Source organism: Neisseria macacae ATCC 33926, assembly GCF_022749495.1.
GTDB lineage: Bacteria > Pseudomonadota > Gammaproteobacteria > Burkholderiales > Neisseriaceae > Neisseria > Neisseria macacae.
Map to the genome: position 1 here is coordinate 514938 of NZ_CP094241.1, position 23495 is coordinate 538432.

Sequence of the window (23495 nt, forward strand, 5' to 3'; positions counted from 1 at the left end):
CTGATTGTTAATAGATTATGGGGTTAAGCTTGAGGGTTTAGCAGGCGGTATTGTACGCGCAAAAATTCATCCAACACTGCTTGCTGGATTTCTAAACGCTTCGCCACGGGCGAGGCATAGCGCACGATGATAAGGTACACCTTGTCGTCATGCGGCACGCGGGTTACGCGCGGCTGGGCGGCAGGGGTGATGAACAGCTTCTCCGCCTGCACGTTTTCCAAATGCCGCTGGATGGCGGGTACATAAGGTTGGCACAAAGGCTCCAATACGGCTTTCAGACGACCTACAATCACATCCGAATCCAAATGAATCGGCACGGGAATTTCCACCGTATGAATCACATAATCGCCCAAAATATTGTCGCGGCGGACGGAATGGTTCAAAAGCAGGCTGTTCGGGAACGACAGCGTTTTACCCGAAAGCTGCCCGACCAGCGGGTTCGGACCGATCTGCATCATCAGCGTATTCAAAAGATTAATATCGACCACACGCCCGCGCAGGCCGTTCACTTCAATATAGTCGCCGACCGAATATTGTTTCGTTACCGAGCGCAAGATGCTGCCCGACAAACACATAATCAGTTCCTTCGTCGCCACCACAATCGCCGCCGCTACGGCAAACATCGACAGCGCCAGCGTCTGGATTTGTGTCGCCCAAATTACCGCCAGCCCGAAAATCGTCAAAATCAGCGTCAGATTGCGGCTGAGTACCAAGGAGCGGCGTTTTTCCTCGATGCTGTAATGCGGATGACGGCGCAGATACAGTTTCAGCAAAACGCCCCGCAAAACCAGCAGCGCCATGACCATCAGCACCGATTCCACCACTTCCTCGCGTACTGGCAGAGTATGCAGCCATTGCCGTACTGTGTCCCACATAGTGTAAAAATCCTATATTTATCTTGATATTGTTTTCAGACGACCTATACGCACCATCGGCACGGATTGCCGGGCCGCCTAAGAAATGACATTATAAATGATAACGAATGGGGAGGTCGTCTGAAACATCCGTAAGAGGCATATCATCGAAATGGCGCGTTCAGACGACCTTTAAAGCCTATGATGATATACTGTAACACTATGTTAATAAAGAGGAAATTGTTTACTAGGTTGCCAAAAAAGGATAACATGTAGTCCGTAACCTAAAGGGTTTGAATTAACCACCGATAACGAGGAATCAAAATGACTTGCAAAATCCACGATCATCACGACCATACCCATGGCACCGGTTGCGGCCATACCGCCATCAAACACGGCGACCACACCGACTATCTGCACGACGGTCATCTGCACCACGAACACAACGGCCATTACGACGAACACAGCTTAAGCGTCAATGAAACCAATCCTGACGGCTGCCATCCTGTCGATACCTGCAAAGGCCACGTTCACGGCGAAGGTTGCGGCCATGAAGCCGTACCGCACGGCGATCACACCGACTACATCGTCAACGGCCGCCTGCACCACCAACACGGCGACCACTGCGACGATCACGGTCCGGTTGAGATTGTGAAGTAAGCGCAATAGAAGCGGTTTCTTCTGAAATAAGCGTTAAGAACAAAAGGTCGTCTGAAAATGCTGCTTCCGTAAGATAAAACGGAATGGTGTTTTCAGACGACCTTTTTGTGTTTTCCATCTCATTGAGAAGGAGGGGGAGGGGTAAATGGCTTTATTTTTTGTTTGTTAAACCAGGTTCTATTAGATAGTTATGTTCTATCGTTTATAATTTTAATAAGTCCGATAAACTATCATCTTCTTCTGTTGCAACCGTATATTTCTCTTGCGCCCATTCGCCTAAGTCAATCAATCGGCAGCGTTGACTGCAAAAAGGCCGGTATTTGCTCTCTTCATTCCATATCACCGGCTTTTGACAGGTCGGACATTTCACAGTCGTTACTTCAGTCATTATTTGTTCCTTACAAATCATTTATGCTTTGTCTGTTGATTGAAATATTTCACGTTAGGGCAATGATGTACCAAATTTCGAGTTGCCGGAATATCCCAGATAAAACCTATGCAAGCCCTGAATTTTTTCGGTCAATTCAGATAAAGTCCCTTCATTTTCTAAAACATCATCTGCATAGAGCAGCCGCGTCTTGCGGTTGGCCTGAGTGTTCATAATGCGCTTGATCTCTTCTGTATTCAAACCGCTTCTTTGCTGAACGCGAAGAATTTGGGTTGCTTCAGAAACGTCAATAACCAATACTCTATCGACAGCCGCTAAAAATTCCGGATTTTCAATCAGCAAAGGTACATCGATAATGCCGTATGCTGCGTTAGGATAGCGGGTTTTTGCCGATTTGATTTCATTTAAAATCAAAGGCAGCAACACCTCCTCCAATTCTTTTTTGGCTTGAGGTCGTCTGAAAACAAGATCCCTCAAAGCAGCACGGTTCAGACTGTTTTGGGTATGAAAAACCTTGTCGCCAAAAAGACGGCGGATAGCCGGTAATGCTATACCGTTATCCGCCGTCAGGTTTCGACTCAGGGCGTCGGCATCAATGTGCGGGACACCCAAATCAGAAAAGATTTTTGCTGCTTGAGATTTCCCGCTGCCGATACCACCCGTCAAACCTATCCATAAAGTCATATTAAAACCCTGATTTGGTCAGCCACCAAGTGACGGCACGATGTACCGGCTCGTTAGCTACCAAAATAATCCAGCCGGCAATAGCCAAACTCGGACCGAAAGCAAAATATTGTCCTTTGGCAACCCGTCCGATAATCGCACCAATCAGACCAATTAACGCTGCCATAAAGACTAATACAGGTAAAATGCCGACCCCAAGCCATGCACCTAGTGCAGCCAGCAATTTAAAATCGCCGTTACCCATACCGATTTTTCCAGTCAAAAGCTTATAGATAAAACACAACAGCCATAAGCTCATATAGCCGAAAACTGCACCTAAAACGGCGGATTTCAACGGCACGAATGTGCCATTCAAATTAAACAGCAAACCTAACCATATCAACGGCAGGGTCAGGCTGTCGGGTAAATATTGAGTATCCGCATCGATAAAGGTCAATGCAATCAATAGCGCAGTCAATATCAAACCGCCAAATGCAGCCATCGTCCAGCCATATTGCCACGCCACTACGCCAAACAATATACCGGTCAATAATTCGATTAAGGGATAACGGATGCTGATGGGCGTTTTACACGCACCACATTTACCGCCAAGCATCAGATAACTGACAATCGGAATATTTTGCCAAGCCTTTACCGGAGCATGACACTTAGGGCAGCGTGAATCCGGTTTCATCAAATTGAATGGTTGCTGCTCTTCTTCCGTTAATTCAAGTTGCAAATGCTCTTTCGCAAACTGGGTCCAGCCGCGTTCCATCATGACAGGAACGCGATAAATGACAACATTAAGGAAACTTCCGATCAACAAACCAACAACGACAGATAATGGAATAGCAAATGGTGCTAATGTATCCAAAGACTCCAACATATTAACCTACTACGTTACCGAGGTTAAACAGCGGCAGATACATTGCTACCAACAATGTTCCGATGATGGAGCCTAAAACTACCATAATGATGGGCTCCATCAGTGAGGATAATTGTGCTACAGAGTTATCAACTTCATCCTCGTAAAACTCTGCAGCTTTATTCAGCATATCATCAAGGGAACCGGATTCTTCACCAATAGCGGCCATTTGAATAACCATATTGGGGAACATATCCGTACTTTGCATACTCGAAGTCAAAGAAAGACCTTGAGTAACTTTCGCACGAATGTCCTGTGTTGCCTCCTCATAAAGGATATTACCGGCTGCACCTGCTACTGAATCTAAAACTTCTACCAAAGGTACGCCTGCTGCAAACAAGGTGGAAGTGGTACGAGCCCAGCGAGCAATAGTTGCTTTACGGACAATTTGACCAAAAATTGGTAAACGTAAAACCATCGCATCTATACGTTTCTGGAAATTTGGTGATTTTTCATGTAGTTTATAAACACCAAAACAAATGGCAATAACCATAACAATCATCAGCCACCCATATTCCACGAATATTTTGGAAATATCCATAACAATTTTGGTTAAACCAGGCAATTCAGCACCCATTCCAGCATAAACTTTACCAAATTCAGGTAATACCCAACGCATCATTACGAAGATCAATGCTATTGCAACAACAACAATAGAAATTGGGTACGTCAGCGCAGTTTTCACTTTTTTCTTAATGGCTTGCGTTTTCTCTTTATATACAGCAAGTTTATCCAACAGGCTTTCCAAAACACCGCCAGCTTCGCCGGCCGCAATCAGATTGCAATAAAAACGGTCGAAATATTTTGGGTATTTGGCAAATGATTTACCTAATGCACTACCTTGTTCCACATCTGCACGGACTTGCATCAACATTTCAGTCATGGATGGGTTGGAGTGTCCGCGTGCGACAATTTCAAAAGCCTGCATTAAAGGCAGACCTGCTTTCATCATGGTGGCAAGTTGACGGGTAAAGACAGTAATGTCTTCCTGAGTAATACGACGCTTTTTAGTTGCCTTTACTTTACTGATACGTAAAGGGCGTATCCCGCGACGTTGGAGCTTTTTACGCGCTTCTTCTTCGTCTTTGGCGACTACTTCGCCTCGGACTAATTGATCCGTATTGGTATTTTTACCTTCAAACGTAAAACGTTTGCCTTTATTTTTTTGAGCGAATAAGCCTCTTTTTTGCTCTGCTTGAGCCATTTTGTTACCCCTTGGTTTAATGTTTAAGAATGAAGAAAACAAAAGTCCCCGTGTTTCTTCGATTCAATGGTTTAATCGTTAGTGTGAGCAATCACTTCTTCTAATGAAGTCAACCCTTGCATAACTTTTAATAAGCCTGCACGGCGTAAATCGACCATGCCTTCTTTATAGGCCATGTTCATAATATCAACTTCCGTACCATTATTCATAATGACACGTTGCATTTCCTCGGTAATCGGCATTACTTCGTAGACACCGACACGGCCTTTAAAGCCTTTACCACGACAACTATCGCAACCGACAGGACGGTAGAGTTTCCAATCCTTTGCTAAATCCTCATCTGTAAATCCTGCTTTTTTTAATGCGGGAACTGGAGGACGTTCAACCTCACGCTTACAGCTCGAACACAGACGACGCAATAGTCGTTGCGCCATAATTAAGCTGACGGAACTGGCAATGTTGAATGGGGCAACCCCCATGTTCAACATACGGGATAGGGTCGCAGGCGCGTTATTGGTATGCAACGTTGAAAACACCATATGTCCGGTTTGTGCCGCTTTGATGGCAATATCCGCGGTTTCCAAGTCCCGAATCTCACCTACCATGATAATGTCAGGGTCTTGTCGCAAGAAAGATTTCAACGCCGCAGCAAAAGTCAAACCTTGTTTATCATTGACGTTGACTTGGTTGATGCCGGGCAAATTAATCTCGGCCGGGTCTTCTGCGGTGGAAATATTGACGTCTTCTGTATTTAAAATATTCAAGCAAGTATAAAGTGATACGGTTTTACCGGAGCCTGTCGGACCTGTTACCAATACCATGCCATAAGGCCGATGAATAGCCTCAAGCAGCATTTCTTTTTGGAAAGGCTCAAATCCCAGTTGGTCAATATTTAAAGTTGCTGCATCAGAATTCAGAATACGCATTACCACTTTTTCGCCAAAAAGCGTAGGTAACGTACTTACACGAAAATCAATGGGGCGACCGTGTTTATGGAAAGCAATCTGAATACGACCATCTTGCGGTACGCGTTTTTCCGAAATGTCCAAACGCGCCATTACTTTGATACGTGAAGCCAGCTGTCCGCGTACAGCAACAGGGGGTTGAACCACTTCCCTTAGCTGTCCATCTACACGAAAACGGACACGAGCCATTTGTTCATAAAATTCGAAATGTATATCGGATGCGCCTGCATTTAGTGCATCTGATAAAGTTTTGTGAATAAAGCGTGGAATAGGCCCATCTTCAGCCTCTTCATTGTCAATATAAAGCGCCTGAGAGGGCTGGGCAGCTTCTTGTTCTTCACTAATTTCTTTTAAGATGGTGGTAGAACGTTGTCCTAACCATTCTAAAAGAGAGCTTAACTGGTCGTCAGGTACGACAACTAAATCTATCGTCACACCTGAAGAAAAAGTGATTTTTTGGAAGTTTTGGATTTGTGTCGGGTCTGATACGGCCAGATAAACTTTACGGCCGCGACGAAATATGGGTATGCATCGATTTTGAACCATCTGTTCTTCGCTTAAAACATCAGTTATGACATTGCTGCGAGGATAATGATGCAAATCCAATAAGGGGTAGCTGAATACTCGTGCAACTAATTCTCCTAAACTTCTAGGAGAGATGATGCCGTCCGCAAAAAGCATGGGTAAGATTTCTTTCCCTGATTTCAAGGCATTGCCGTAATGTTCAGCTTGTGCATTTGTAATGGTCTGGCTTTGAAGCAGTACGCGTAATAGTCCGATACTCATTATTCAATTATCCATTTCTTGTATAACCTTTTATACAGTAAATATTTTCAGGCGTAATGCCGATGAAATATCTTACAAAAAGGAGACCCCCATTGGTTACTTGATATTTTGTATTCAACTGTATTAAAAGGAAATTTTATTTTAAGTGTTTTTATTTATTGTTAAGGAATAATATGATATTCCGATGGTATGTGCAATCCCTTATTTATGCAGAATATTATAGGGAGGGTAGTTTGGAAATTTTTAGGGAGTCGCTATTATAAGGCAAACAATACAGTTGCAACACTTCTCGTCGGAACTTTGTATGAGACTCTCTTGGAGTGATTGCTTTGGATGCTGTTTCTAGCGGGATAATTTGGTGGTATTTAAGAGACAGTATGGTGGGGATAGACCACATGTAGGTCGTCTGAAAACTAAAAATGCGAAAAGCCGAATCATGTTTGAGTACATGATTCGGCTTTGATTTGATATGAGCGACTATTTCAGTAAATTAAAAATAGGAACTCAGTTCATTAGTCGATAATTTATTGGCGAATACGAGTTTGTGCGGGAGCAGGTGCAACTTCGCGAATAATGACTTCACGAACAACTTGAGGTTCTGCTTTTTTCGGACCGCAGCCTTCAGGCATCCAATAGAATGATTGGGCATTTTTGTCTTTATCAAACAGAATTTTGAATTGGCAAGTTTTGTGTTCGCCATTCTCACGGTAGTTGAACAAGTAGTCCCACTCGCGCACGCCATAAAGACCTTCTTGGAAGTGAGGACGTCCAATCAGTTCATAGATTTGGTCTTTATTCATGCCGGCTTCAATTTGACGGACATTATCCCAGTTTGGCCAAGAACCATGTTGAGTACCATCGTGACGCAGGGTGGTTTTTGCTGCATCAGGCCATACGGGATTGTCAGTAGTGCCTTCTTTGCTAACTTTGCTCAGATTACCACAGGCTGCCAAGGAGAGTGCTGCAATCGCAGGCAATACAAATTTCGATAATTTCATGTTTTTTCCTTTTATATCAAATCTTTGATAGATGGAGATGATTTTAAACCATCCCCTCTAGGTCTTACCATTGGTAGCCGACGCTTCCGCCCCAGTTGACATCTTTGCGGGTGTTCACGCTTACGCCGGTTTTGATAGACCATTTGTTGTTATCGGAATTATGTGCATAACCAACAGCAATTGCTTGTTGACCACGATAGCCACCTACAGCTGCAGAAACGATACTTTTACCTGCTTCGTTCGGACGTTGCAGGAAGCCGATTGCAGTAGCACCAGCGATACCTGCACGCAGGTCTTTGTTCATATCGTTGATACGGTCTTGGAGGTTATTGATAACGATGGTGTTGCCGTTTGTTTGTGCGGCTACTTGGTACAGTTGGCTGCCGTTGATGGCATCTGTGCTGGTAGGTGTGATACGACCGGCTGCAACATTGGTGATTGTACGTTCGTTACCTGCTGAGCCTACACTTACTGTAGATGTAGGATTAGTACCGGCAAAACCACTGTAAGTTACACCGTTTACAGTAGCGCTGTTAGTGCCTACTGCAGCAGAAGTAGTAGAATTTGCGCCTAAAGCAACAGAGTATTCATCACTTGCAATCGCTCCGCGACCGATAGCGACAGAAGAGCCGCCTTTAGCTTGGGCCTGCAGACCAGAAGCGACGCTGGCGTTTCCAGTAGCTTGGGAAGCAGGGCCTGTTGCAACAGAGTAGTTGCCGCTGGCAACGGAAGAAGAACCTACTGCAGCTGCAGAAGTACCGCTGGCTTGAGCTTTTTGACCTACTGCAACGGTGTAAGCGCCGGTTGCTTGAGTACCTTGTCCGACAGCGGTGGAGGCAGGAGCTGTAGCATTAGAGCCGGAGCCAAATGCGGTAGAAGACAAGCCTTCAGCGACAGAGGAAGAACCTACTGCAGTGCTGCTGTTGCCTTTTGCGGCAGCTTGGCGACCGATAGCGGTAGCTGCATTAGCAGTTGCATTGGCGCCTTGACCGAAAGCTGCAGCGGCAGTGCCTTCAGCTTTGGAGAGTGTGCCAACTGCAGTGGCAGATTCATGTTCAGCAGTGGTTTCAGTACCAATTGCAACGGTGCTGTGGCTTTTTGCGCTGGCGTTAACGCCTACAGCCACGCCGTAACGGCCAGTTGCGCCCTTGCTGTCATAGTTGCCGCGGGCGGGTTCGCCGTTATCGTGAATGCTTACATATGAAGCATTTGTCAGCGCCGCTGCAAATGCGGGCGAAGCAGAAACAAGACCTGCGGCTGCCAATGACAAAGCCATTGTTTTGTTGAGCGCGGTAAAACGATTCATGTGTGTTTTGTGTTTCATAATTATCTCCCTGATAAAAACACATAAATAATAATATGGATGAATCTATATATTTTGCATATTTTAATTGACAAATATATGCCGTTTATCTAATATGCATACCACTGGTCATCGAGCAGTAGTAAAATACATAAAATTTTATTTCTAAAAAATAAAATTGATTCAGAAAACAAATGGTTCGAAGCACGATTTGCTACTTCGTACATGATCACCATTATATGAAGTTCCTTATTTTGTATTTATTATTTTTTTTTATCAAATATTAACTTCATTATAAAAAAACAATCGATTTCCTCATTATCTATATGTAATATATAACAAAAAAAATAATAACACATATAATATATTTATGTATTTTGATTTATTTTGGTTTTAAATTGCGTTTTTTGCTTTTTAGTTAATTAAAAATATCTTATTTGTTCGGTTTGGTCATTGTTGAAATCAAGCGTTGCATTTTATATATTTAATATGGTAGGAAATTTTATATGAAGATATATTTTTTCCACTGGAAATGATATTTTTCTTTTTTGTCTCTCTGTTAATTATTCCATAGATTTGTGTTGTATTTTCGATACTTGTGCCATGGTGTGGATAAGAGGTGTTTTTGTTTGGATGGTATATATTGGGATAAGCTGAGATTTGTAAAGACAATCTGAGTTTTCAGACGACCTTTTAGTCAAAAATAAAGCCCGATTATTGCAATCGGGCTTTATTGGTTTGTGGTTGTATCATTCAATCACGATTTTCGGGAAGCGGCTGCTGAAATCTTTGCCTTTGTCTGCAATGGTCAGGGCGATTTGGAAGGCTGCGTCGGTATAGATTTTGGCAATGGTGGGATGTTCATCAAGCAATTGTTTCGCCGCGCCGCCATCCATTGCTTCGCGTACGGGCAGGCTTAACGGAAGCTGTCCGAGCAGAGGGACATTCAGACGACCTGCCAGGTTTTTGCCGCCTTCAGAACCGAAAATAGCTTCGGCGTGGCCGCAGTTGGAGCAGATATGTACCGACATGTTTTCCAGTACGCCGAAAATCGGGATGTTGACTTTTTGGAACATATCGACCGCCTTGCGTGCATCAATCAGGGCAATGTCTTGCGGCGTGGTAACGACGACTGAACCGGTTACAGGGATTTTTTGCGACAGGGTGAGTTGGATGTCGCCAGTACCTGGCGGCAGGTCGATGAAGAGGTAGTCCACTTCGTCCCACTCGCTTTGGAACATCAACTGCTGCAAGGCTTGGCTGACCATCGGGCCGCGCCAAACGACGGCTTGGTCGGTATCGACCAGAAAGCCGATGGACATCACTTGAATGCCGCTATCCGCTTCGACGGGAATCAGTTTTTTGTTTTGTTGGTCAGGTTTGCGGTCTTGCACGCCCAACATGGTCGGTTGGCTGGGGCCGTAGAGGTCGGCATCCAGTACGCCCACTCGCGCGCCCATGCGTGCCATGGCGGTGGCAAGATTGGCGGTGGTGGTGGATTTGCCGACACCGCCTTTGCCGGATGCAACGGCGATAATGTTTTTGACGCCTTTGATGGTGGCAACGCCGGGCTGTACTTTGTGCGTTGTGATTTCCGTGTCGATGCTGAGGTGGATATGCGCATCGCCCGTGATGCCGATGACGGCTTCTTGCAGGCTGTTGGCGATGTCGGCGGCGATGTGGCCGACGGGGAATCCGAATTTCAGTCCGATATGGAGGCCGTCGGAGCGTTCTTCCAACAGTTGGACGGCTTTTTCACTGCCGAGCGTGCGTTCGGTGCCGGGGATTTTTACTGCTTCCAGTGCAGTTTGAATGGCTGTGATATTCATGGCGTATCTCTGGTTGATAGGGGACGATAATTGAATGAAGGATGATTCATGTTTGGTGTGTTAAATACAGGAAATACGGTAGGTATGGTATGAAAGATACGGATCCATATTTCAGGAAAAATGCGTAAGTGCTGTAATAAATTTTCTTACAATAAAAACTGTATCTAAAGTCATCAAAATTAATTTAAATATTATTAAAATATAGAGTTTTTATACAATGAATTATCAGGTTGGTCATGATATTTTATGTAATTATATTTCTGAACTTTATATTATGTTTTAATGAATATAAATGAGCTGAGTGGTGAATGTTAATCCCAATTTGCGGCAAGTTCATTTGCTATTTTGAGTCGTTCTGTAGTGCCGACATCCAGCCATAATCCATTGTGTTGCTCGCCGGTAACGCGGTGTTGGTTCATGGCTTCCCGCAATAGAGGCGCGAGTTTGGCGATTTGGTTGGGTGGTGTATTTTGGAAAAGGTCGGGGTGGTATATGCCTATGCCGCTGAAGGTTAGTGCGATTCCTTCGGTTTTATTGGAGTGTACCTGTCCATCGGGAGAAATGGAAAAATCGCCCTCCAGATTGTGCGGGGGGTTGGGAACTAACCAAATATGTGCCAGTAGGTTGGATGTTTGTAGGGATGCGGCAGCCTGTCGGGCGGCGTTGAAGTCGATATCGGTCAAAACATCTCCGTTGATGACAAGGAAAGGGGCGTCGCCCAGTAAGGGTAGGGCGGTAGCGATTCCTCCGGCAGTCTCCAGTCCGCCTGTCGATTCGGGAGAGTAGGCTATGCTGACTCCGTATTGTGCGCCGTTACCAAGTGTGGCTTCGATTTGTTCGCCTAGCCATGCGTGATTGATGACGATTTCGGTGAAACCTGCGTTTTTCAGACGACGTATATGCCAGCCGATGAGTGGTTCGCTGCCGACTTTTAGAAGTGGTTTGGGTGTGTGGTCGGTCAGGGGGCGCATCCTTTCTCCGCGTCCTGCTGCCAGTATCATTGCTTTCATGGCTGTCCTTGTTTGGGATGGGATTATATAGTGGATTAACTTTAAACCAGTACGGCGTTGCCTCGCCTTAGCTCAAAGAGAACGATTCTCTAAGGTGCTGAAGCACCAAGTGAATCGGTTCCGTACTATCTGTACTGTCTGCAGCTTCGTCGCCTTGTCCTGATTTAAAGTTAATCCACTATAGTCATTTGATGTGAAAGTATACAGTGTTGTGCCGTCAGGATTCAAAGGGAATGATACTTTGGTTGTCGGTGTATTGATTGGTCGTTGATGAGGGGATACGGAATCAATAGGTCGTCTGAAAACGAAGATGGGTTTTCAGACGACCTTGTGTTCAGGCCAATGATTTGAATTGTCGGCGGAAATACAGTAGCGCCGGGTTGTCGGTGTGGGTAGTGGTGATTTCATCGATGCGGACATAAAAGATGAAATGTGTGCCGATTTCGTGTTGATCGATAATGTGACCGTGTAAATGGGCCAGTGCGCCTTCAACTTCGAGTTGGCCGGTTTGCCCTCTATGCCAAATGTGGTATTCGAAGCGTTCTTCGGGGGAAAGGTTGGTGAGTCCTGCGAAGTGTTCGGCGACGTCTTGCTGATTTTCTGACAGGGTGTTGATACAGAGGTTTCGGTTTGCCTGCAATATGGGAATGATGCCTGCCTGCCGGTTGATACATAACATAACGGTAGGCGGCTCGTCGGTAATCGGCGCTACGGCTGTCATGGTAATGCCGTAACGTCCGGACTGTCCGTCTGTGGTAATAACATGGACGCCTGCGGCACAGGATGCCATAGCATCGCGGAATGGACTCTTGAGTGTGTGTGCGGAATCTGTCATTCAGTTTCTTTTATTTTAGTGCCTGCTCAATTTGCGCGAGCTGGCGCAAAAGCTCTTTCAATTCGAGCATTTTTTCTTTGGATAAGATTTTTTCGATGGCGTCATAGCGTTCATCCACTTGTGCGCCTATGGTTTCGTACAGTTTTTCGCCTTCTTGGGTCAGCTTCAGGTAAACGCGGCGCTGGTCGTTAGAGGGTTTCAGGCGTACCGCCAAGCCTGCTTTTTCCAGTCGGGTCAGGATGCCGGTCAGGCTGGGACGTAAGATGCAGGCTTGGTTGGCGAGATCTTGGAAGTCTAATGTGCCGTTTTCTGCCAGAAGGCGGATGATACGCCATTGCTGGTCGGTAATATTGGCTTGGTTCAAAATAGGGCGGAATTGTGTCATCAACGCTTCTCGGGCTTGAATCAGTCCAATATTGATAGATGCATGTTTAGATTGGTTGGGCATTATAAGTCTCCATTGTTATCAAAAATCAAACCGTTGAAGCGCGAGGCGGGTATGCAAAAAGCGTTTTTTCATTATAAGCCGCTATTGAAGCGGCAAGGATATATGGGAACAAAAGCATCATTGTTTGGGTATGTTGGGAATACGCTAAACAGTTTGTTTTGATAATAATGTTCCCAAGTTTTCTTATAATCCTATCTTAGTCTATTTTCTGCGCAATCTCAACAAAATCATCAAGTACGGATTTTTGGGATAATTCATTTCTTTAAAAAACGAATATATTTTGAAGCGATGGATATGCCGTATGGTGTTTGAGTTCTTTATATTTTAAGGATTTTAAGCGAGAGGACGTGCTGCCAGCTGAAATCGGCAACGCCGACGGAGAGGCTGACGATAAAGAGTACCGCCAGCGCCAGCAGGTTCGACAGGTTGAAAGAAGAAGGTTTCGGAGGCATAGGTTCGGTGGGGACGGGTTTCAGACGGCCTCAAACCGTCATCGGGGCCGTCTGAAAAACAAAAACGAAAACCGGCGGCGCGTCCGGTCAGTATTCCGACAGCGGTTTTTCCGGGTCGTAGCCGCCGTCGCTTTCCTTAACGACGGCCTGCCCGCAGATAATGTGTTCGCCGTCGAACGTGAGGGTGGGGTTGCCGTACAGCTCCCAGCCGTTTTGCAGTGCTTCGGTAACGCGGCGGCAGAACGAGGCGTCGTCCGGTCCGGTGAGGTAGCGGTAGAGTTTCATGAGCGGTTTCTCCAGTGTGAAAACATTTTCAGACGGCCTCAAAAGCAGGACGGGGCCGTCTGAAACAGTATAGTGAAATATCTAAAAAACAGTAACGGCCATATTCGGTAATCTACTCTTTCCAAGCGGCGGGAAAGGGGGCGGAAAAGGGACAAGATTGCCGTTGCGGCGCACAGGCCGTCTGAAATCCCACTGCCGCCATGCCAGATTCCGCGCTGTCGGTTTATTTGGCGGCGTTAAACGCTTCCGTTACCTGTTTGGACGCATTCAGCAATTCCTGGGCGCCGCCTGCGGCAAGGTAGGTTTCCGGCGGCAGGTAGACCACCTGTCCCTTTTTCCAAGTCGTCGTTTCGGCCACCAGCGGATTGTCCAAAACGTCTTTGGCCGCCTTGCCTTCCTCGCCGATGGCGGCAGAACGGTCCAGCACAAACAACCAGTCGGGATTGGTTTTTTTAATGTATTCGAACGTAACGGGCTGGCCGTGGTTGCCTTTTTCCTTGATGGAGGAGTCGGCGGCCTTGGCCGCTTCAAACGAAGCGTTGATTTCCGCTTTCAATTTGTCCGCCTCCGCCTGTTTGCCGAAAATCTGAGCCAGCGCGTCGATGCGCTCTTTCGCACTGTCTTTCAGGTGCATAGGGGTTTGGTCAGTAGAAGAGGTTCATCAGCCAGATTCTGCTGCGCAATCCCCAATAGCTGCTCAACCCTGAGGTGTGATGTATCATTTTTCCGTTTTTAATCAAAATGATGGTCGGGGTGACGGCAATTTTCCAGTTGGCTGCCAATTGGTCGTCTGAATCGTTGACTGTCGGGAATTGCAGTTGATGTTCCTTCATATAGGATTGAATCTCTGTATCGGAGCCGGAATGTACGGCGACACCGAGCGTAGGAATACCGTTTTGATGTAGGCGATCGATTGTCGGGGATGTGTATGAACAGATATGGCACCATGTTCCCCAAAAATAGACAACGGCAACACGTTCTTTGCTGAGTGTTTCGAGCGAAGTGCTGCTTCCATTGATAACACGGAGGGAATCTGATGAGGCTTGCATCGGTTGATTGGGTTTGCGCCACCAGTCAACGGCTACGGAAATCAGAATAAAGAGGAGGAGGGCTTGGATAAGGGATTTTAGATAAGGTAAGAGTCGTTTCATGTGGTATCTGCATAAAACAGGCTGAATAGAAAGGAATCTGCATGTACGGCTACAAGGTTGGCTTGCGGGCGTCGTCTGCGGCTTGCCGCCTTGCATCGGCAGATGAGGCATTCCTTAATAAACAGCCTGTCTGTATTTGAATCGTTGAGCTACGATATCAAAGTTTATCACTTATTATGAGGTTTAACGGCTTTTAATCTGGCGCGTATAAATGGCTAAAATAATGACGGCAAATACGGTGGAGGCAATCCATCCTGCCGGTTCGCCGACGCGATACCAGCCTACTTGTTGTCCGACAAAACCGGCCAACGCGGAGCCGCCTATGCCTAGCAGGGTGGTCATGATGAAGCCCAAGTTTTCTTTGCCCGGGTGCAGGAATTTCGCCAATACGCCGATTACAAATCCAATAATGATGGTGCTGATCCAACCCATATCTCTTGTCTCCTTGTGTGTTGTGAGGAATGTATGTGTGAAAATGCAGTATACAAGCTTGTTTTGTCCCGCTGTGCCATCTTTACAGTTTATAGCGTTGTCCCGTATGGGTAGGACGGGCGGCGGTATTATAGTGGACTAAATTTAAATCAGGACAAGGCGACGAAGCCGCAGACAGTACAGATAGTACGGCAAGGCGAGGCAACGCCGTACTGGTTTAAAGTTAATCCACTATATTAGTCAGTATTGATTCATGCTAAAAGGTCGTCTGAAATCTGTTTCAGACGACCTTTTGACTTGCCGGGGTAAATTCTGATTATTGGGCAGATTCAGCGTTTTCGGGAACTTCTTCAGAAACTTCTGAGGCAGCTTCGTTTTCTTGTTCCGACATGTCGTCGGCAGATGTTTCTTGCTCGGGGAGGCTGTTGGCATCAAATTTTTCAGAAGGCATGTTGTTCATTGGTGCTTCATATGCAGGCTGCCCAAAATTTTGTTGCTGCATTACTGCGGCAGGAAGGCGTGTCATTACAAAAAATACTAGCGGAATCATGATAATGAAACAAACCAGCATAAGCCACAAATAAGCTTGCATGAAGTGTTTGCGGTTTTTGTTACCGTCCCCAAATGCCCAGACAAATATCATGACAAGGCCTACGATAGGAATGGCGAGTATCAGGAATGTGATGAGCCAATCCTTGACGGTCATGACTGCAGTGTCGTTGGGTACATTAGGGTGTGGAGTGTTATTTTGATCCATGAATAAACTACCTGAATGAAAGTAAATGAATAGGTCGGCAGTGGGCGGTTTTAATTTCTAATGTTTTAAAATGTGCTGAATGTTAAAGCGGTGACGCTGTGTGGAATCATTTTGCACTTTTACCCGACTGCCCGGCGATTGCAACATATATTTTATCCCAGCTGCAAGGAGGGGAATGTTATCTTTCATTCCGTTTTCATGCAAGTGGGCGGGTGGCGGGATAAGGTATCGAGGTAGGATGTGTTGGATTTTGGGTCATATGTGGATGGGTTTTAATGGAATGGGGCGGCTTTGCCGTGTTCTATTAAATTCAATCCACTACGGGTAAGAAACTCAGAAGCGAGTTGATGAGATGGGGAGATGTGCGGGTTGGTACCGCAAAAGGAAATTTAATGTAAAGGTCGTCTGAAAATAGGTTTTCAGACGACCTTTAGGATTGTGAACTATTCTGCGGCAGGTTTTACCGTGTTGCGGACATCGCCACTTTTTTCTTTATGTTTCAGCACCGCGCGGTCGAGCTTGTCCATCAGAACATCAATGGCGGCGTACATATCTTGTTCAACGGCCTCGACGTGGAGGTCTTTACCCGCCAGATGGATGTCTGCTTCAGCCTGTTGATTGAGTTTTTCCACGGAAAGGGTAATGGTAACGGAAATGGCGTTGGCTGCATGGCGGTTGATGCGTTCCAATTTTTCGGAAACGTAGTTTTTGATGGCCTCGGTAACGTCGAAATTCAGACCGGTGATTTTCAGATTCATAATACAGCTCCTTCGGTGGGGTTCAGTCCGTCAGAAACGGAACGGGAAAACTGCGGTTTAAAACTGTCATTCGGTAAGTTTGCGTTTGTGTGCCGGCGGGATGTCGAGCGATTCCCTGTATTTGGCGACGGTGCGGCGGGCGATGTCTATGCCCTGTTGTTTGAGGAGGCGGACAAGGGTTTCGTCGGAATGGGGTTTGCTGCTGTCTTCGTTTTCGATAATCTGCCCCAAAACGGCTTTAATCGCGCCTTGGCTCAGGCCTTCTTTGTCGCCTTCGGAATTGACTGCCTGTGTGAAGAAATAGCGTAACGCAAATAGTCCGCGCGGGCAAGACAAATATTTTTGGTTGGCGGCGCGCGAAATGGTGCTTTCGGCAAGCCCCAATTCGGCGGCTGCGTCTTTCATGAGCATGGGTGCGAGTCCGATTTCGCCGAAGATGAAGAAGTCTTCCTGATTTTTGACGATGTATTCGGCAAGGCGGATGACGGTGCTTTTGCGCAGTTCGAGAGAGTCGATGCGCTGCTTGGCTTCGTTGATTTTTTCTTTCCACTCGGGTGCGCCGTCTTCTGCGGATTTCATCAGTTCGCAGTATTCGCGGTTGAGTTGCAGTTTGGGCCAGGCGGCTTCGTTGCCGATGACTTTCCAGCCGTCTTTGCCTTCTTTGACCCAAACGTCGGGCTGGATGTAGGCGGTCGGTTCGGAGGAGGCGAAACCGTAGGCGGGGTAGGGGTTGAGCGTGGCGATGATGTCGAGTGCGGCTTCTATGGTTTCGCTGTCGATTTCGGGAAAGAGTTTGCGGAAGCGGATGATGTTTTGTTTGCGGTTTTTGCCCAAATCGTGCAGCGAACTTTGGATGAGGTGGGCGGCCGCCTGACGCGCAGGGCTGGCGGGCAGGCGCATGAGTTGGAGCATCAGGGATTCGGTCAGGTCGGCGGCGGCAACGCCGGGCGGGTCGAAGGTCTGCAAAAGGTCGAGGGCGTTTTGCAGCTCGTCTTCGTCCAGCATCCATTCCAAGGGCGTGTTGTCGATAACGTCTTGGATGCTGTCGGTGAAATAGCCTTGGTCGTCCAGGAAGTCGATAAGGATGTGGACGTAGGCGGCTTCTTTGTCGGAAAGGGGGTGTTCGCACACTTGGGCGTGCAGGTATTGGTTGAAATCTTGTTCTTTGGCGATGTTGAGCCACGCATCTTCGGCATCGTCGCCGCCGAGGTGGTTGCTGCGCGGCATGGTGGTGCCGTGATTGAACTCTGCGTCGGCAAATTCGTCGGCTTCGGGACGTTCGAGCAGGGGATTGTCCTGCAACCAGTCTTCGACCTCGCGTTCGAGTTCGATGCCGGACATTTGCAGGATGCGCAGGGATTGTTGCAGACGTTGGTTGAGTTGTTGGGTCTGCCTGAGTTTGAGGCCGAGTAAGGTCATGGTGCAATGTATGTTGATTGGTTTTATGGTGGATTGGATTTGAAGCGGCGCGGCTTGGCTTACATTACGCTGTCAACTGCTTCTTGTTCATCCACTATGTGATTTCAGACGACGTTTGGTTTGGTAAGGAGGCGAAGAAAGGGTCGTCTGAACGGATTTTGCAGTGTGTTTATAGGCGTTTGGTCAACGCTTTTTATTTTTTATCCTAGATGTGTATTTCAACATTTTGCCTTGCCGCCGTCAACTGACGAGGCATGTTTGAAGATGGGTATCCGGATATTGATGATGTGGGTTGGAGGTTCGTTTGTTGATGGTTTTTATAAAAATTTAAATAAATCATATGGTTGATTTTATTCAGGATGTAATTGTTTGAACGGTGCGCGTTTTATTTTACATGGAGCCGATTTTTGTCCGACGTGTCATTTGCGGGAAAAGGGATGCGGACATCGAATGATTTGGGATCATGAAACGGCATTAAAGGTCGTCTGAAATCCTGTTCTCTAAAGCTTTGGGCTTTGTTGAACCTGAATTTTCAGACGACCTTCATTCATTTACTGCTTATTTGTTGTTCGGATGGGATTCCGTCGGTGCAGACAAAGGCAGTTCGGGCATGGTGCGGGCAGTGTCGGAAACATTGCCGGACAGGGTTTTTAGGAAGGCAACGATGTTGTCGGTGTCTTCTTTAGATAAGTCTTTACCCAGTTGCGCTTTACCCATGATGGTAACGGCTTTGTCCAATTCCCAAACGCTGCCGTTGTGGAAATATGGATAAGTTTTGGCGACGTTACGCAAGCCCGGGACACGGAAGAAGAATTCGTCTTCGGCTTTTTTGGTTACGTCGGCACGGCCTTTGTCGTGTTTCGGATCTTCGATGAATTTCCAGTACGGGCCTTCAACCAAACCGAATTTTTGGAAGGTTGCGCCGCCAAGGTTGACGCCGCTGTGGCAGGCGATACAGCCGTTGTCCATAAAGGCGCGCACGCCTTTGCGCTCTTGTTCGTTCAGGGCGTTGACGTTGCCTTTGAGGTAGTCATCCCATTTGGTCGGCGTCAGCAGAGTACGTTCGAATGCGCCCAGTGCGGTGGTGATGTTTTTGAAGGAAACTGCGCCGTCTTCGGGGAAGGCGGTTTTAAACAGTTCTTGATATTCGGGGATTTTGGCAATTTTGGCAGCGGCTGCTTCTTGCGAGTCGTTTGCCATTTCCACAGGGTTCACCAACGGTCCGCCGGCTTGTTCTTCAACGTCAGCCGCGCGTCCGTCCCAGAACTGCATGCCGAGCAGGGCGGCGTTTAAAGCGGTCGGGGAGTTTCGTCCGCCGAACTGTCCTTTATGGCCTTGGCTGGTCGGCAGGTTGTCCACGCCTGCGGTGGCGAGGTTGTGGCAGGAGTTGCAGCTTACGGTGTTGCCTTTGGAGAGGCGCGGCTCATACCATAATTGATGGCCGAGTTTGACCTGTTCTTCGGTAAACGGGCGCAGTTTCTGCATTTCTTCGGCGCTTGGCAGCGGTTTGAAGATGCCTTGTGCGCGTTTGAGCAGCTCTTGATCTTCAGGAGAAGCGTTGCTGTCAACGGCGGCTTGGGACGCTGCTGAGGCGGTTGAAGCAGCTTCAGGGGGCGTCTGAACGGCAGAGGCTTCGGCCGGTGCGGAAGCAGGTTTTTGTTCCTTGCTTTCCTGTCCGCCACAGGCGGCCAATGCGGATAAAACAGCAAGCGACAGGAGCAGTCGGGTGTTGCGGTGGTTCATGGCGTGTTCCTTTTTGTAGTGGATATTATTATGAGTAAGCACCGTTTCCGTTGATTGCCGTGATGAATGGCGGGCGAAAATAGGGAATGGCATTCCGCTTTGTTTGCGTCCGTTTGATATGTCCGGCTTTTTTTGTCCGCGAAGTATAAACAGCGGGCGGGGTTTGCCCTTTTCGGTAAATCAATATTGGATTTTCAATAGAGATAAGCAATATATGTGATAGCTTCTGCATTTTCATGCGGTTTTCATGTCGAATAGGCCTCTATCGCTTGCACTGCCAAGCCGATTGGTTTAAATTAAACGACAATCTACCGTTGGAAGACACACAATGAAAATCACCGTCATCGGCGCAGGTTCTTGGGGTACAGCCCTTGCCCTGCACTTTGCCAGCCACGGCAACGAAGTCGCCCTTTGGACACGCAATCCCGAACAAGTCCGTACATTGCAGGCAGAACGTGAAAACAAACGCGGTCTGCCCGGTTTCCCTTTCCCTGAATCTTTAACCGTTTATGCCGATTTGGGTGATGCGCTCAAAGACAGCGGGCTCGTTCTTGTCGTAACTTCTGTCGCAGGTTTGAGAAGCAGCGCAGAACTCCTCAAACAACACAATGCCGACCATATCCCCGTCCTTGCTGCCTGCAAAGGCTTTGAACAAGATACAGGGCTGTTGACCTTCCAAGTATTGAAAGAAGTATTGCCTGAGAACAAAAAAATCGGCGTGCTGTCAGGTCCGAGCTTTGCCCAAGAACTCGCCAAACAACTGCCTTGCGCCGTGGTTGTCGCCTCAGAAAATCAGGAATGGATCGAGGAATTGGTGCCGCAACTCAACACCAACGTAATGCGCCTTTACGGCAGCACGGACGTTATCGGCGTGGCTGTCGGCGGTGCCGTCAAAAACGTTATGGCAATCGCCACCGGTCTTTCCGACGGTCTCGAATACGGGCTCAATGCGCGTGCGGCGCTGGTGACGCGCGGTCTCGCCGAAATCACCCGTCTTGCCATGGCTATGGGTGCGCAGCCCAAAACCATGATGGGGCTTGCCGGCATCGGCGACCTTATCCTGACCTGTACCGGCGCACTTTCGCGCAACCGCCGTGTCGGTTTGGGTTTGGCAGAAGGCAAAGAACTGCATCAAGTGTTGGTGGAAATCGGCCATGTTTCCGAGGGCGTCAGCACCATCGAAGAAGTGTTTAACACCGCTGTGAAATACCAAATCGATATGCCCATTACCCAAACCCTGCTGCAACTCATCCGCAAGGAAATGACCCCGCAGCAAGTTGCAGAAAGACTCATGGAGCGCAGCGCGCGCTTTGAGTAAGACCGAACGGCAAAGGTCGTCTGAAAACATCAAGCCAAAAAGTTTCAGACGACCTCAACATTCGGTAGCGATTGACATCCCTGCATCATCATCCTAATATCCTGACCGCCTGCCACCATGCGGCAATACGGAAGCCTATACATGAATCAATCACTCGACACCTTGGAAGTCAGCGTTTACCAGCTGGCCCAAAAATTTGAAACCCTTGTTGGTGAAAACCGCCGCCTTAACGAAGAAATCGACCGCCTCAAGCTCGAGCATGAACAACAAAAGCGCGAACACGAAGCTGCCGTTGACGAATTGAGCGAAGCGCTGCTCGTACAAGTCGGCAAACTCAAAGAAGACCTACAAGGCAAAATCGACAACCTTACCGCCGAAAAAGAACAATACCGCAGCGCATTAGAGCAGACTGCAGAAAAAATCCGCCGGCTCATTGCCCGCCTGCCGCAAGAAACGCAATCATAAGGACACGCCATGAGTATCGAACAAGTCAGCCTCGACATCATGAATGTCAATTTCACCATCAACACCCCGAGCGAAGAAAAAGATACCCTGCTCCAAGCTGTTGATATGCTCAACAAAAAAAGTGCCGCCATCAAAGAGAGCGGACGCATTGTCGGCAGCGATAAAATCGCCATTATGACCGCGCTCAACGTCGTCCACGACCTCCTTAAAATCACACTCAAAGACGATTTGGCAATAGGTGAATTTGAGCGTAAAATAACCGACATGAACAACGCTTGCCAAAAAGCTTTGGCGCGGTTGGAACAAAACTGATTTTTCTTTTTCCCTGCGGTGTCCGCGAAGGCATATATTCCTTTGAACCAATAAGTTCGCTTAAGGTTGCCGGGAGTTGCAGTGGGCGCGAGCGTCTATCCTTAGATGCACCCGAAACTGCCCGAGGTGACCGCCTTGTCAACAAGGTTCAAGCGGATTCAGCCAAAACGGCTCTCGCGGGGATTCCCATATCAAGCCATGCCCGATTGCGGCATGGCTTTCATTTATCATCGGCTTCGACGTCGTCTGAAAAACCAAGCATCAAATTGAAAACGCATCCCGATATTTTGAATTATCAGTAATGTTTTCCAGCTTAAAAACAACATTTCCCAATGCATAAAAACGCCATCATAGAAAAAACACTTTCAGACGACCCCAATCCGATTGACAAAAGCCAATCCCATCTTTAAAATTCACAACTTTCTATATCTATCTGGATTTCCACTATGAAAACCTTTTCAGCGAAACCCCACGAGGTGAAGCGCGAATGGTTCGTTATCGACGCCCAAGATAAAGTTCTGGGTCGCGTTGCAGCCGAAGTCGCACACCGTCTGCGTGGCAAGCACAAACCTGAATACACCCCCCACGTTGACACCGGCGACTACATCATCGTCATCAACGCGGACAAACTGCGTGTAACCGGTGCCAAATTCGAAGACAAAAAATACTTCCGTCACTCCGGTTTCCCCGGCGGTATCTACGAGCGTACTTTCCGTGAAATGCAAGAGCAATTCCCGGGCCGCGCTTTGGAACAAGCCGTAAAAGGCATGTTGCCTAAAGGCCCATTGGGTTACGCTATGATCAAAAAACTGAAAGTGTACGCTGGTGCAGAACACGCCCATGCCGCACAACAACCCAAAGTTTTGGAATTGAAATAAGGACACGACATGAACGGTAAATACTATTACGGCACAGGCCGCCGCAAAAGTTCAGTGGCTCGTGTATTCCTGACTAAAGGTACCGGCCAAATCATCGTAAACGGTCGTCCCGTTGACGAATTCTTCGCCCGCGAAACCAGCCGCATGGTTGTTCGCCAACCTTTGGTCCTGACTGAAAACGCTGAAGCGTTTGACATCAAAGTCAACGTTATCGGCGGCGGTGAAACCGGTCAATCCGGCGCTATCCGCCACGGCATTACCCGCGCCCTGATCGACTTCGACGCTGCGCTGAAACCTGCCTTGTCTCAAGCCGGTTTCGTGACTCGCGATGCTCGTGAAGTTGAACGTAAAAAACCAGGTCTGCGCAAAGCACGCCGCGCAAAACAATTCTCCAAACGTTAATTCGTTTTTGGAATCTCAAAAAGCCCTGCAAAGCAGGGCTTTTTTTATTTGTTGCATCTCTTGGATTGCCTATGCATTTTTGAGACTGGTTGAGAGAGGGCGGACGGCTGAGAGATATAGTGGATTAAATTTAAATCAGGACAAGGCGACGAGCCGCAGATAGTACAGATAGTACGAAACCGATTCACTTGGTGCTTCAGCACCTTAGAGAATCGTTCTCTTTGAGCTAAGGCGAGGCAACGCCGTACTGGTTTA

25 protein-coding genes, 1 other RNA gene and 2 pseudogenes are annotated in these 23495 nt (G+C 47.4%); 7 read left to right on the forward strand and 21 right to left on the reverse strand.

What is annotated here, in order from left to right; genetic code table 11:
* Positions 1 to 23: 23 nt before the first annotated feature.
* Entirely contained in the window at positions 24 to 875 is an 852-nt protein-coding gene (locus MON40_RS02405; protein ID WP_003757138.1) for a mechanosensitive ion channel family protein, read from the reverse strand.
* 303 nt (positions 876 to 1178) lie between these two features.
* Here MON40_RS02405 and MON40_RS02410 point away from each other — a divergent pair, with 303 nt between their 5' ends.
* Positions 1179 to 1514 (forward strand): hypothetical protein, encoded by a 336-nt coding sequence (locus tag MON40_RS02410; RefSeq protein ID WP_003757137.1) that lies wholly within the window; start codon positions 1179 to 1181, stop codon positions 1512 to 1514.
* Between the two features lie 202 nt (positions 1515 to 1716).
* Here MON40_RS02410 and yacG read toward each other — a convergent pair whose 3' ends face one another.
* The 20 genes and pseudogenes from yacG to MON40_RS02510 all read right to left on the reverse strand — a co-directional run bounded on the left by yacG (position 1717) and on the right by MON40_RS02510 (position 19865).
* Entirely contained in the window at positions 1717 to 1902 is a 186-nt protein-coding gene (gene yacG / locus MON40_RS02415; RefSeq protein WP_003763805.1) for a DNA gyrase inhibitor YacG, read from the reverse strand.
* Positions 1903 to 1956: 54 nt separating this feature from the next.
* Positions 1957 to 2586 carry a dephospho-CoA kinase gene (gene coaE / locus MON40_RS02420; RefSeq protein ID WP_003780213.1) on the reverse strand — a complete coding sequence of 210 codons (630 nt, stop codon included), beginning with the start codon at positions 2584 to 2586 and terminating at the stop codon, positions 1957 to 1959.
* 1 nt (position 2587) lies between these two features.
* The gene (locus tag MON40_RS02425) at positions 2588 to 3451 is read right to left on the reverse strand and encodes a prepilin peptidase (RefSeq protein ID WP_003780212.1); all 864 of its coding nucleotides are present in this window, start codon (positions 3449 to 3451) and stop codon (positions 2588 to 2590) included.
* 1 nt (position 3452) lies between these two features.
* On the reverse strand, positions 3453 to 4694 hold the full coding sequence (locus tag MON40_RS02430; protein ID WP_039863289.1) for a type II secretion system F family protein: 1242 nt from the start codon (positions 4692 to 4694) through the stop codon (positions 3453 to 3455).
* A gap of 71 nt (positions 4695 to 4765) precedes the next feature.
* Positions 4766 to 6445, reverse strand: coding sequence for a type IV-A pilus assembly ATPase PilB (gene pilB / locus MON40_RS02435; protein WP_003757129.1), 1680 nt, complete (start codon positions 6443 to 6445; stop codon positions 4766 to 4768).
* Positions 6446 to 6969: 524 nt separating this feature from the next.
* Positions 6970 to 7443: an outer membrane protein assembly factor BamE gene (locus MON40_RS02440; RefSeq protein ID WP_003757128.1), complete on the reverse strand. Its 474-nt coding sequence runs from the start codon at positions 7441 to 7443 to the stop codon at positions 6970 to 6972.
* 64 nt (positions 7444 to 7507) lie between these two features.
* A complete protein-coding gene (locus MON40_RS02445) occupies positions 7508 to 8767 on the reverse strand; it encodes a YadA family autotransporter adhesin (protein WP_003780206.1) in 1260 nt (419 codons plus the stop codon).
* A 728-nt stretch (positions 8768 to 9495) separates the two neighbouring features.
* Positions 9496 to 10575 carry an iron-sulfur cluster carrier protein ApbC gene (gene apbC, locus MON40_RS02450; protein ID WP_003780202.1) on the reverse strand — a complete coding sequence of 360 codons (1080 nt, stop codon included), beginning with the start codon at positions 10573 to 10575 and terminating at the stop codon, positions 9496 to 9498.
* Between the two features lie 311 nt (positions 10576 to 10886).
* Positions 10887 to 11585, reverse strand: a complete 699-nt coding sequence (gene murU / locus MON40_RS02455) for an N-acetylmuramate alpha-1-phosphate uridylyltransferase MurU (RefSeq protein ID WP_242925985.1) — start codon at positions 11583 to 11585, stop codon at positions 10887 to 10889.
* 334 nt (positions 11586 to 11919) lie between these two features.
* Positions 11920 to 12420 carry a 4-hydroxyphenylacetate 3-monooxygenase, reductase component gene (gene hpaC, locus MON40_RS02460; RefSeq protein ID WP_003780192.1) on the reverse strand — a complete coding sequence of 167 codons (501 nt, stop codon included), beginning with the start codon at positions 12418 to 12420 and terminating at the stop codon, positions 11920 to 11922.
* A 10-nt stretch (positions 12421 to 12430) separates the two neighbouring features.
* Positions 12431 to 12868, reverse strand: coding sequence for a homoprotocatechuate degradation operon regulator HpaR (gene hpaR, locus MON40_RS02465; protein WP_003757119.1), 438 nt, complete (start codon positions 12866 to 12868; stop codon positions 12431 to 12433).
* Between the two features lie 335 nt (positions 12869 to 13203).
* Positions 13204 to 13320 (reverse strand): annotated as a pseudogene (locus MON40_RS02470) (iron ABC transporter); the annotation flags it as partial.
* Between the two features lie 87 nt (positions 13321 to 13407).
* The gene (locus MON40_RS02475) at positions 13408 to 13605 is read right to left on the reverse strand and encodes a DUF1737 domain-containing protein (RefSeq protein ID WP_003767583.1); all 198 of its coding nucleotides are present in this window, start codon (positions 13603 to 13605) and stop codon (positions 13408 to 13410) included.
* A 223-nt stretch (positions 13606 to 13828) separates the two neighbouring features.
* Positions 13829 to 14236, reverse strand: a pseudogene (locus MON40_RS02480) (ABC transporter substrate-binding protein); the annotation flags it as partial.
* 13 nt (positions 14237 to 14249) lie between these two features.
* Positions 14250 to 14756, reverse strand: a complete 507-nt coding sequence (locus tag MON40_RS02485) for a protein disulfide oxidoreductase (protein ID WP_003767580.1) — start codon at positions 14754 to 14756, stop codon at positions 14250 to 14252.
* Positions 14757 to 14939: 183 nt separating this feature from the next.
* The gene (locus tag MON40_RS02490; RefSeq protein WP_003757105.1) at positions 14940 to 15188 is read right to left on the reverse strand and encodes a GlsB/YeaQ/YmgE family stress response membrane protein; all 249 of its coding nucleotides are present in this window, start codon (positions 15186 to 15188) and stop codon (positions 14940 to 14942) included.
* Between the two features lie 316 nt (positions 15189 to 15504).
* Positions 15505 to 15945, reverse strand: a complete 441-nt coding sequence (locus tag MON40_RS02495) for a hypothetical protein (protein ID WP_003780183.1) — start codon at positions 15943 to 15945, stop codon at positions 15505 to 15507.
* Between the two features lie 443 nt (positions 15946 to 16388).
* On the reverse strand, positions 16389 to 16703 hold the full coding sequence (hpf, locus tag MON40_RS02500; protein ID WP_003757098.1) for a ribosome hibernation-promoting factor, HPF/YfiA family: 315 nt from the start codon (positions 16701 to 16703) through the stop codon (positions 16389 to 16391).
* A 66-nt stretch (positions 16704 to 16769) separates the two neighbouring features.
* The gene (gene rpoN, locus MON40_RS02505) at positions 16770 to 18122 is read right to left on the reverse strand and encodes an RNA polymerase factor sigma-54 (protein ID WP_003780181.1); all 1353 of its coding nucleotides are present in this window, start codon (positions 18120 to 18122) and stop codon (positions 16770 to 16772) included.
* Positions 18123 to 18680: 558 nt separating this feature from the next.
* Positions 18681 to 19865, reverse strand: coding sequence for a cytochrome-c peroxidase (locus MON40_RS02510; protein WP_039863287.1), 1185 nt, complete (start codon positions 19863 to 19865; stop codon positions 18681 to 18683).
* Positions 19866 to 20193: 328 nt separating this feature from the next.
* On the opposite strand from MON40_RS02510, the gene MON40_RS02515 reads away from it, so the two are divergent.
* From MON40_RS02515 to rpsI, 6 genes are all read left to right on the forward strand, one after another.
* Entirely contained in the window at positions 20194 to 21183 is a 990-nt protein-coding gene (locus MON40_RS02515) for an NAD(P)H-dependent glycerol-3-phosphate dehydrogenase (protein WP_003757087.1), read from the forward strand.
* A gap of 141 nt (positions 21184 to 21324) precedes the next feature.
* Positions 21325 to 21648: a bZIP transcription factor domain protein gene (locus MON40_RS02520; protein ID WP_003766760.1), complete on the forward strand. Its 324-nt coding sequence runs from the start codon at positions 21325 to 21327 to the stop codon at positions 21646 to 21648.
* Positions 21649 to 21657: 9 nt separating this feature from the next.
* Positions 21658 to 21960 (forward strand): cell division protein ZapA, encoded by a 303-nt coding sequence (locus tag MON40_RS02525; protein WP_003744050.1) that lies wholly within the window; start codon positions 21658 to 21660, stop codon positions 21958 to 21960.
* A gap of 7 nt (positions 21961 to 21967) precedes the next feature.
* A non-coding RNA gene (ssrS, locus tag MON40_RS02530) (6S RNA) lies at positions 21968 to 22147 on the forward strand.
* Positions 22148 to 22406: 259 nt separating this feature from the next.
* On the forward strand, positions 22407 to 22838 hold the full coding sequence (gene rplM, locus MON40_RS02535) for a 50S ribosomal protein L13 (protein ID WP_003744049.1): 432 nt from the start codon (positions 22407 to 22409) through the stop codon (positions 22836 to 22838).
* Between the two features lie 9 nt (positions 22839 to 22847).
* Positions 22848 to 23240: a 30S ribosomal protein S9 gene (gene rpsI, locus MON40_RS02540; protein ID WP_003744048.1), complete on the forward strand. Its 393-nt coding sequence runs from the start codon at positions 22848 to 22850 to the stop codon at positions 23238 to 23240.
* Positions 23241 to 23495: the final 255 nt, after the last annotated feature.

What these genes read in the sequence shown, in the direction of transcription:
- MON40_RS02405 (WP_003757138.1), bottom strand. Translation starts at nt 875, where the DNA reads ATGTGGGACACAGTACGGCAATGGCTGCATACTCTGCCAGTACGCGAG.
- MON40_RS02410 (WP_003757137.1), top strand. Translation starts at nt 1,179, where the DNA reads ATGACTTGCAAAATCCACGATCATCACGACCATACCCATGGCACCGGT.
- yacG (WP_003763805.1), bottom strand. Translation starts at nt 1,902, where the DNA reads ATGACTGAAGTAACGACTGTGAAATGTCCGACCTGTCAAAAGCCGGTG.
- coaE (WP_003780213.1), bottom strand. Translation starts at nt 2,586, where the DNA reads ATGACTTTATGGATAGGTTTGACGGGTGGTATCGGCAGCGGGAAATCT.
- MON40_RS02425 (WP_003780212.1), bottom strand. Translation starts at nt 3,451, where the DNA reads ATGTTGGAGTCTTTGGATACATTAGCACCATTTGCTATTCCATTATCT.
- MON40_RS02430 (WP_039863289.1), bottom strand. Translation starts at nt 4,694, where the DNA reads ATGGCTCAAGCAGAGCAAAAAAGAGGCTTATTCGCTCAAAAAAATAAA.
- pilB (WP_003757129.1), bottom strand. Translation starts at nt 6,445, where the DNA reads ATGAGTATCGGACTATTACGCGTACTGCTTCAAAGCCAGACCATTACA.
- MON40_RS02440 (WP_003757128.1), bottom strand. Translation starts at nt 7,443, where the DNA reads ATGAAATTATCGAAATTTGTATTGCCTGCGATTGCAGCACTCTCCTTG.
- MON40_RS02445 (WP_003780206.1), bottom strand. Translation starts at nt 8,767, where the DNA reads ATGAAACACAAAACACACATGAATCGTTTTACCGCGCTCAACAAAACA.
- apbC (WP_003780202.1), bottom strand. Translation starts at nt 10,575, where the DNA reads ATGAATATCACAGCCATTCAAACTGCACTGGAAGCAGTAAAAATCCCC.
- murU (WP_242925985.1), bottom strand. Translation starts at nt 11,585, where the DNA reads ATGAAAGCAATGATACTGGCAGCAGGACGCGGAGAAAGGATGCGCCCC.
- hpaC (WP_003780192.1), bottom strand. Translation starts at nt 12,420, where the DNA reads ATGACAGATTCCGCACACACACTCAAGAGTCCATTCCGCGATGCTATG.
- hpaR (WP_003757119.1), bottom strand. Translation starts at nt 12,868, where the DNA reads ATGCCCAACCAATCTAAACATGCATCTATCAATATTGGACTGATTCAA.
- MON40_RS02475 (WP_003767583.1), bottom strand. Translation starts at nt 13,605, where the DNA reads ATGAAACTCTACCGCTACCTCACCGGACCGGACGACGCCTCGTTCTGC.
- MON40_RS02485 (WP_003767580.1), bottom strand. Translation starts at nt 14,756, where the DNA reads ATGAAACGACTCTTACCTTATCTAAAATCCCTTATCCAAGCCCTCCTC.
- MON40_RS02490 (WP_003757105.1), bottom strand. Translation starts at nt 15,188, where the DNA reads ATGGGTTGGATCAGCACCATCATTATTGGATTTGTAATCGGCGTATTG.
- MON40_RS02495 (WP_003780183.1), bottom strand. Translation starts at nt 15,945, where the DNA reads ATGGATCAAAATAACACTCCACACCCTAATGTACCCAACGACACTGCA.
- hpf (WP_003757098.1), bottom strand. Translation starts at nt 16,703, where the DNA reads ATGAATCTGAAAATCACCGGTCTGAATTTCGACGTTACCGAGGCCATC.
- rpoN (WP_003780181.1), bottom strand. Translation starts at nt 18,122, where the DNA reads ATGACCTTACTCGGCCTCAAACTCAGGCAGACCCAACAACTCAACCAA.
- MON40_RS02510 (WP_039863287.1), bottom strand. Translation starts at nt 19,865, where the DNA reads ATGAACCACCGCAACACCCGACTGCTCCTGTCGCTTGCTGTTTTATCC.
- MON40_RS02515 (WP_003757087.1), top strand. Translation starts at nt 20,194, where the DNA reads ATGAAAATCACCGTCATCGGCGCAGGTTCTTGGGGTACAGCCCTTGCC.
- MON40_RS02520 (WP_003766760.1), top strand. Translation starts at nt 21,325, where the DNA reads ATGAATCAATCACTCGACACCTTGGAAGTCAGCGTTTACCAGCTGGCC.
- MON40_RS02525 (WP_003744050.1), top strand. Translation starts at nt 21,658, where the DNA reads ATGAGTATCGAACAAGTCAGCCTCGACATCATGAATGTCAATTTCACC.
- rplM (WP_003744049.1), top strand. Translation starts at nt 22,407, where the DNA reads ATGAAAACCTTTTCAGCGAAACCCCACGAGGTGAAGCGCGAATGGTTC.
- rpsI (WP_003744048.1), top strand. Translation starts at nt 22,848, where the DNA reads ATGAACGGTAAATACTATTACGGCACAGGCCGCCGCAAAAGTTCAGTG.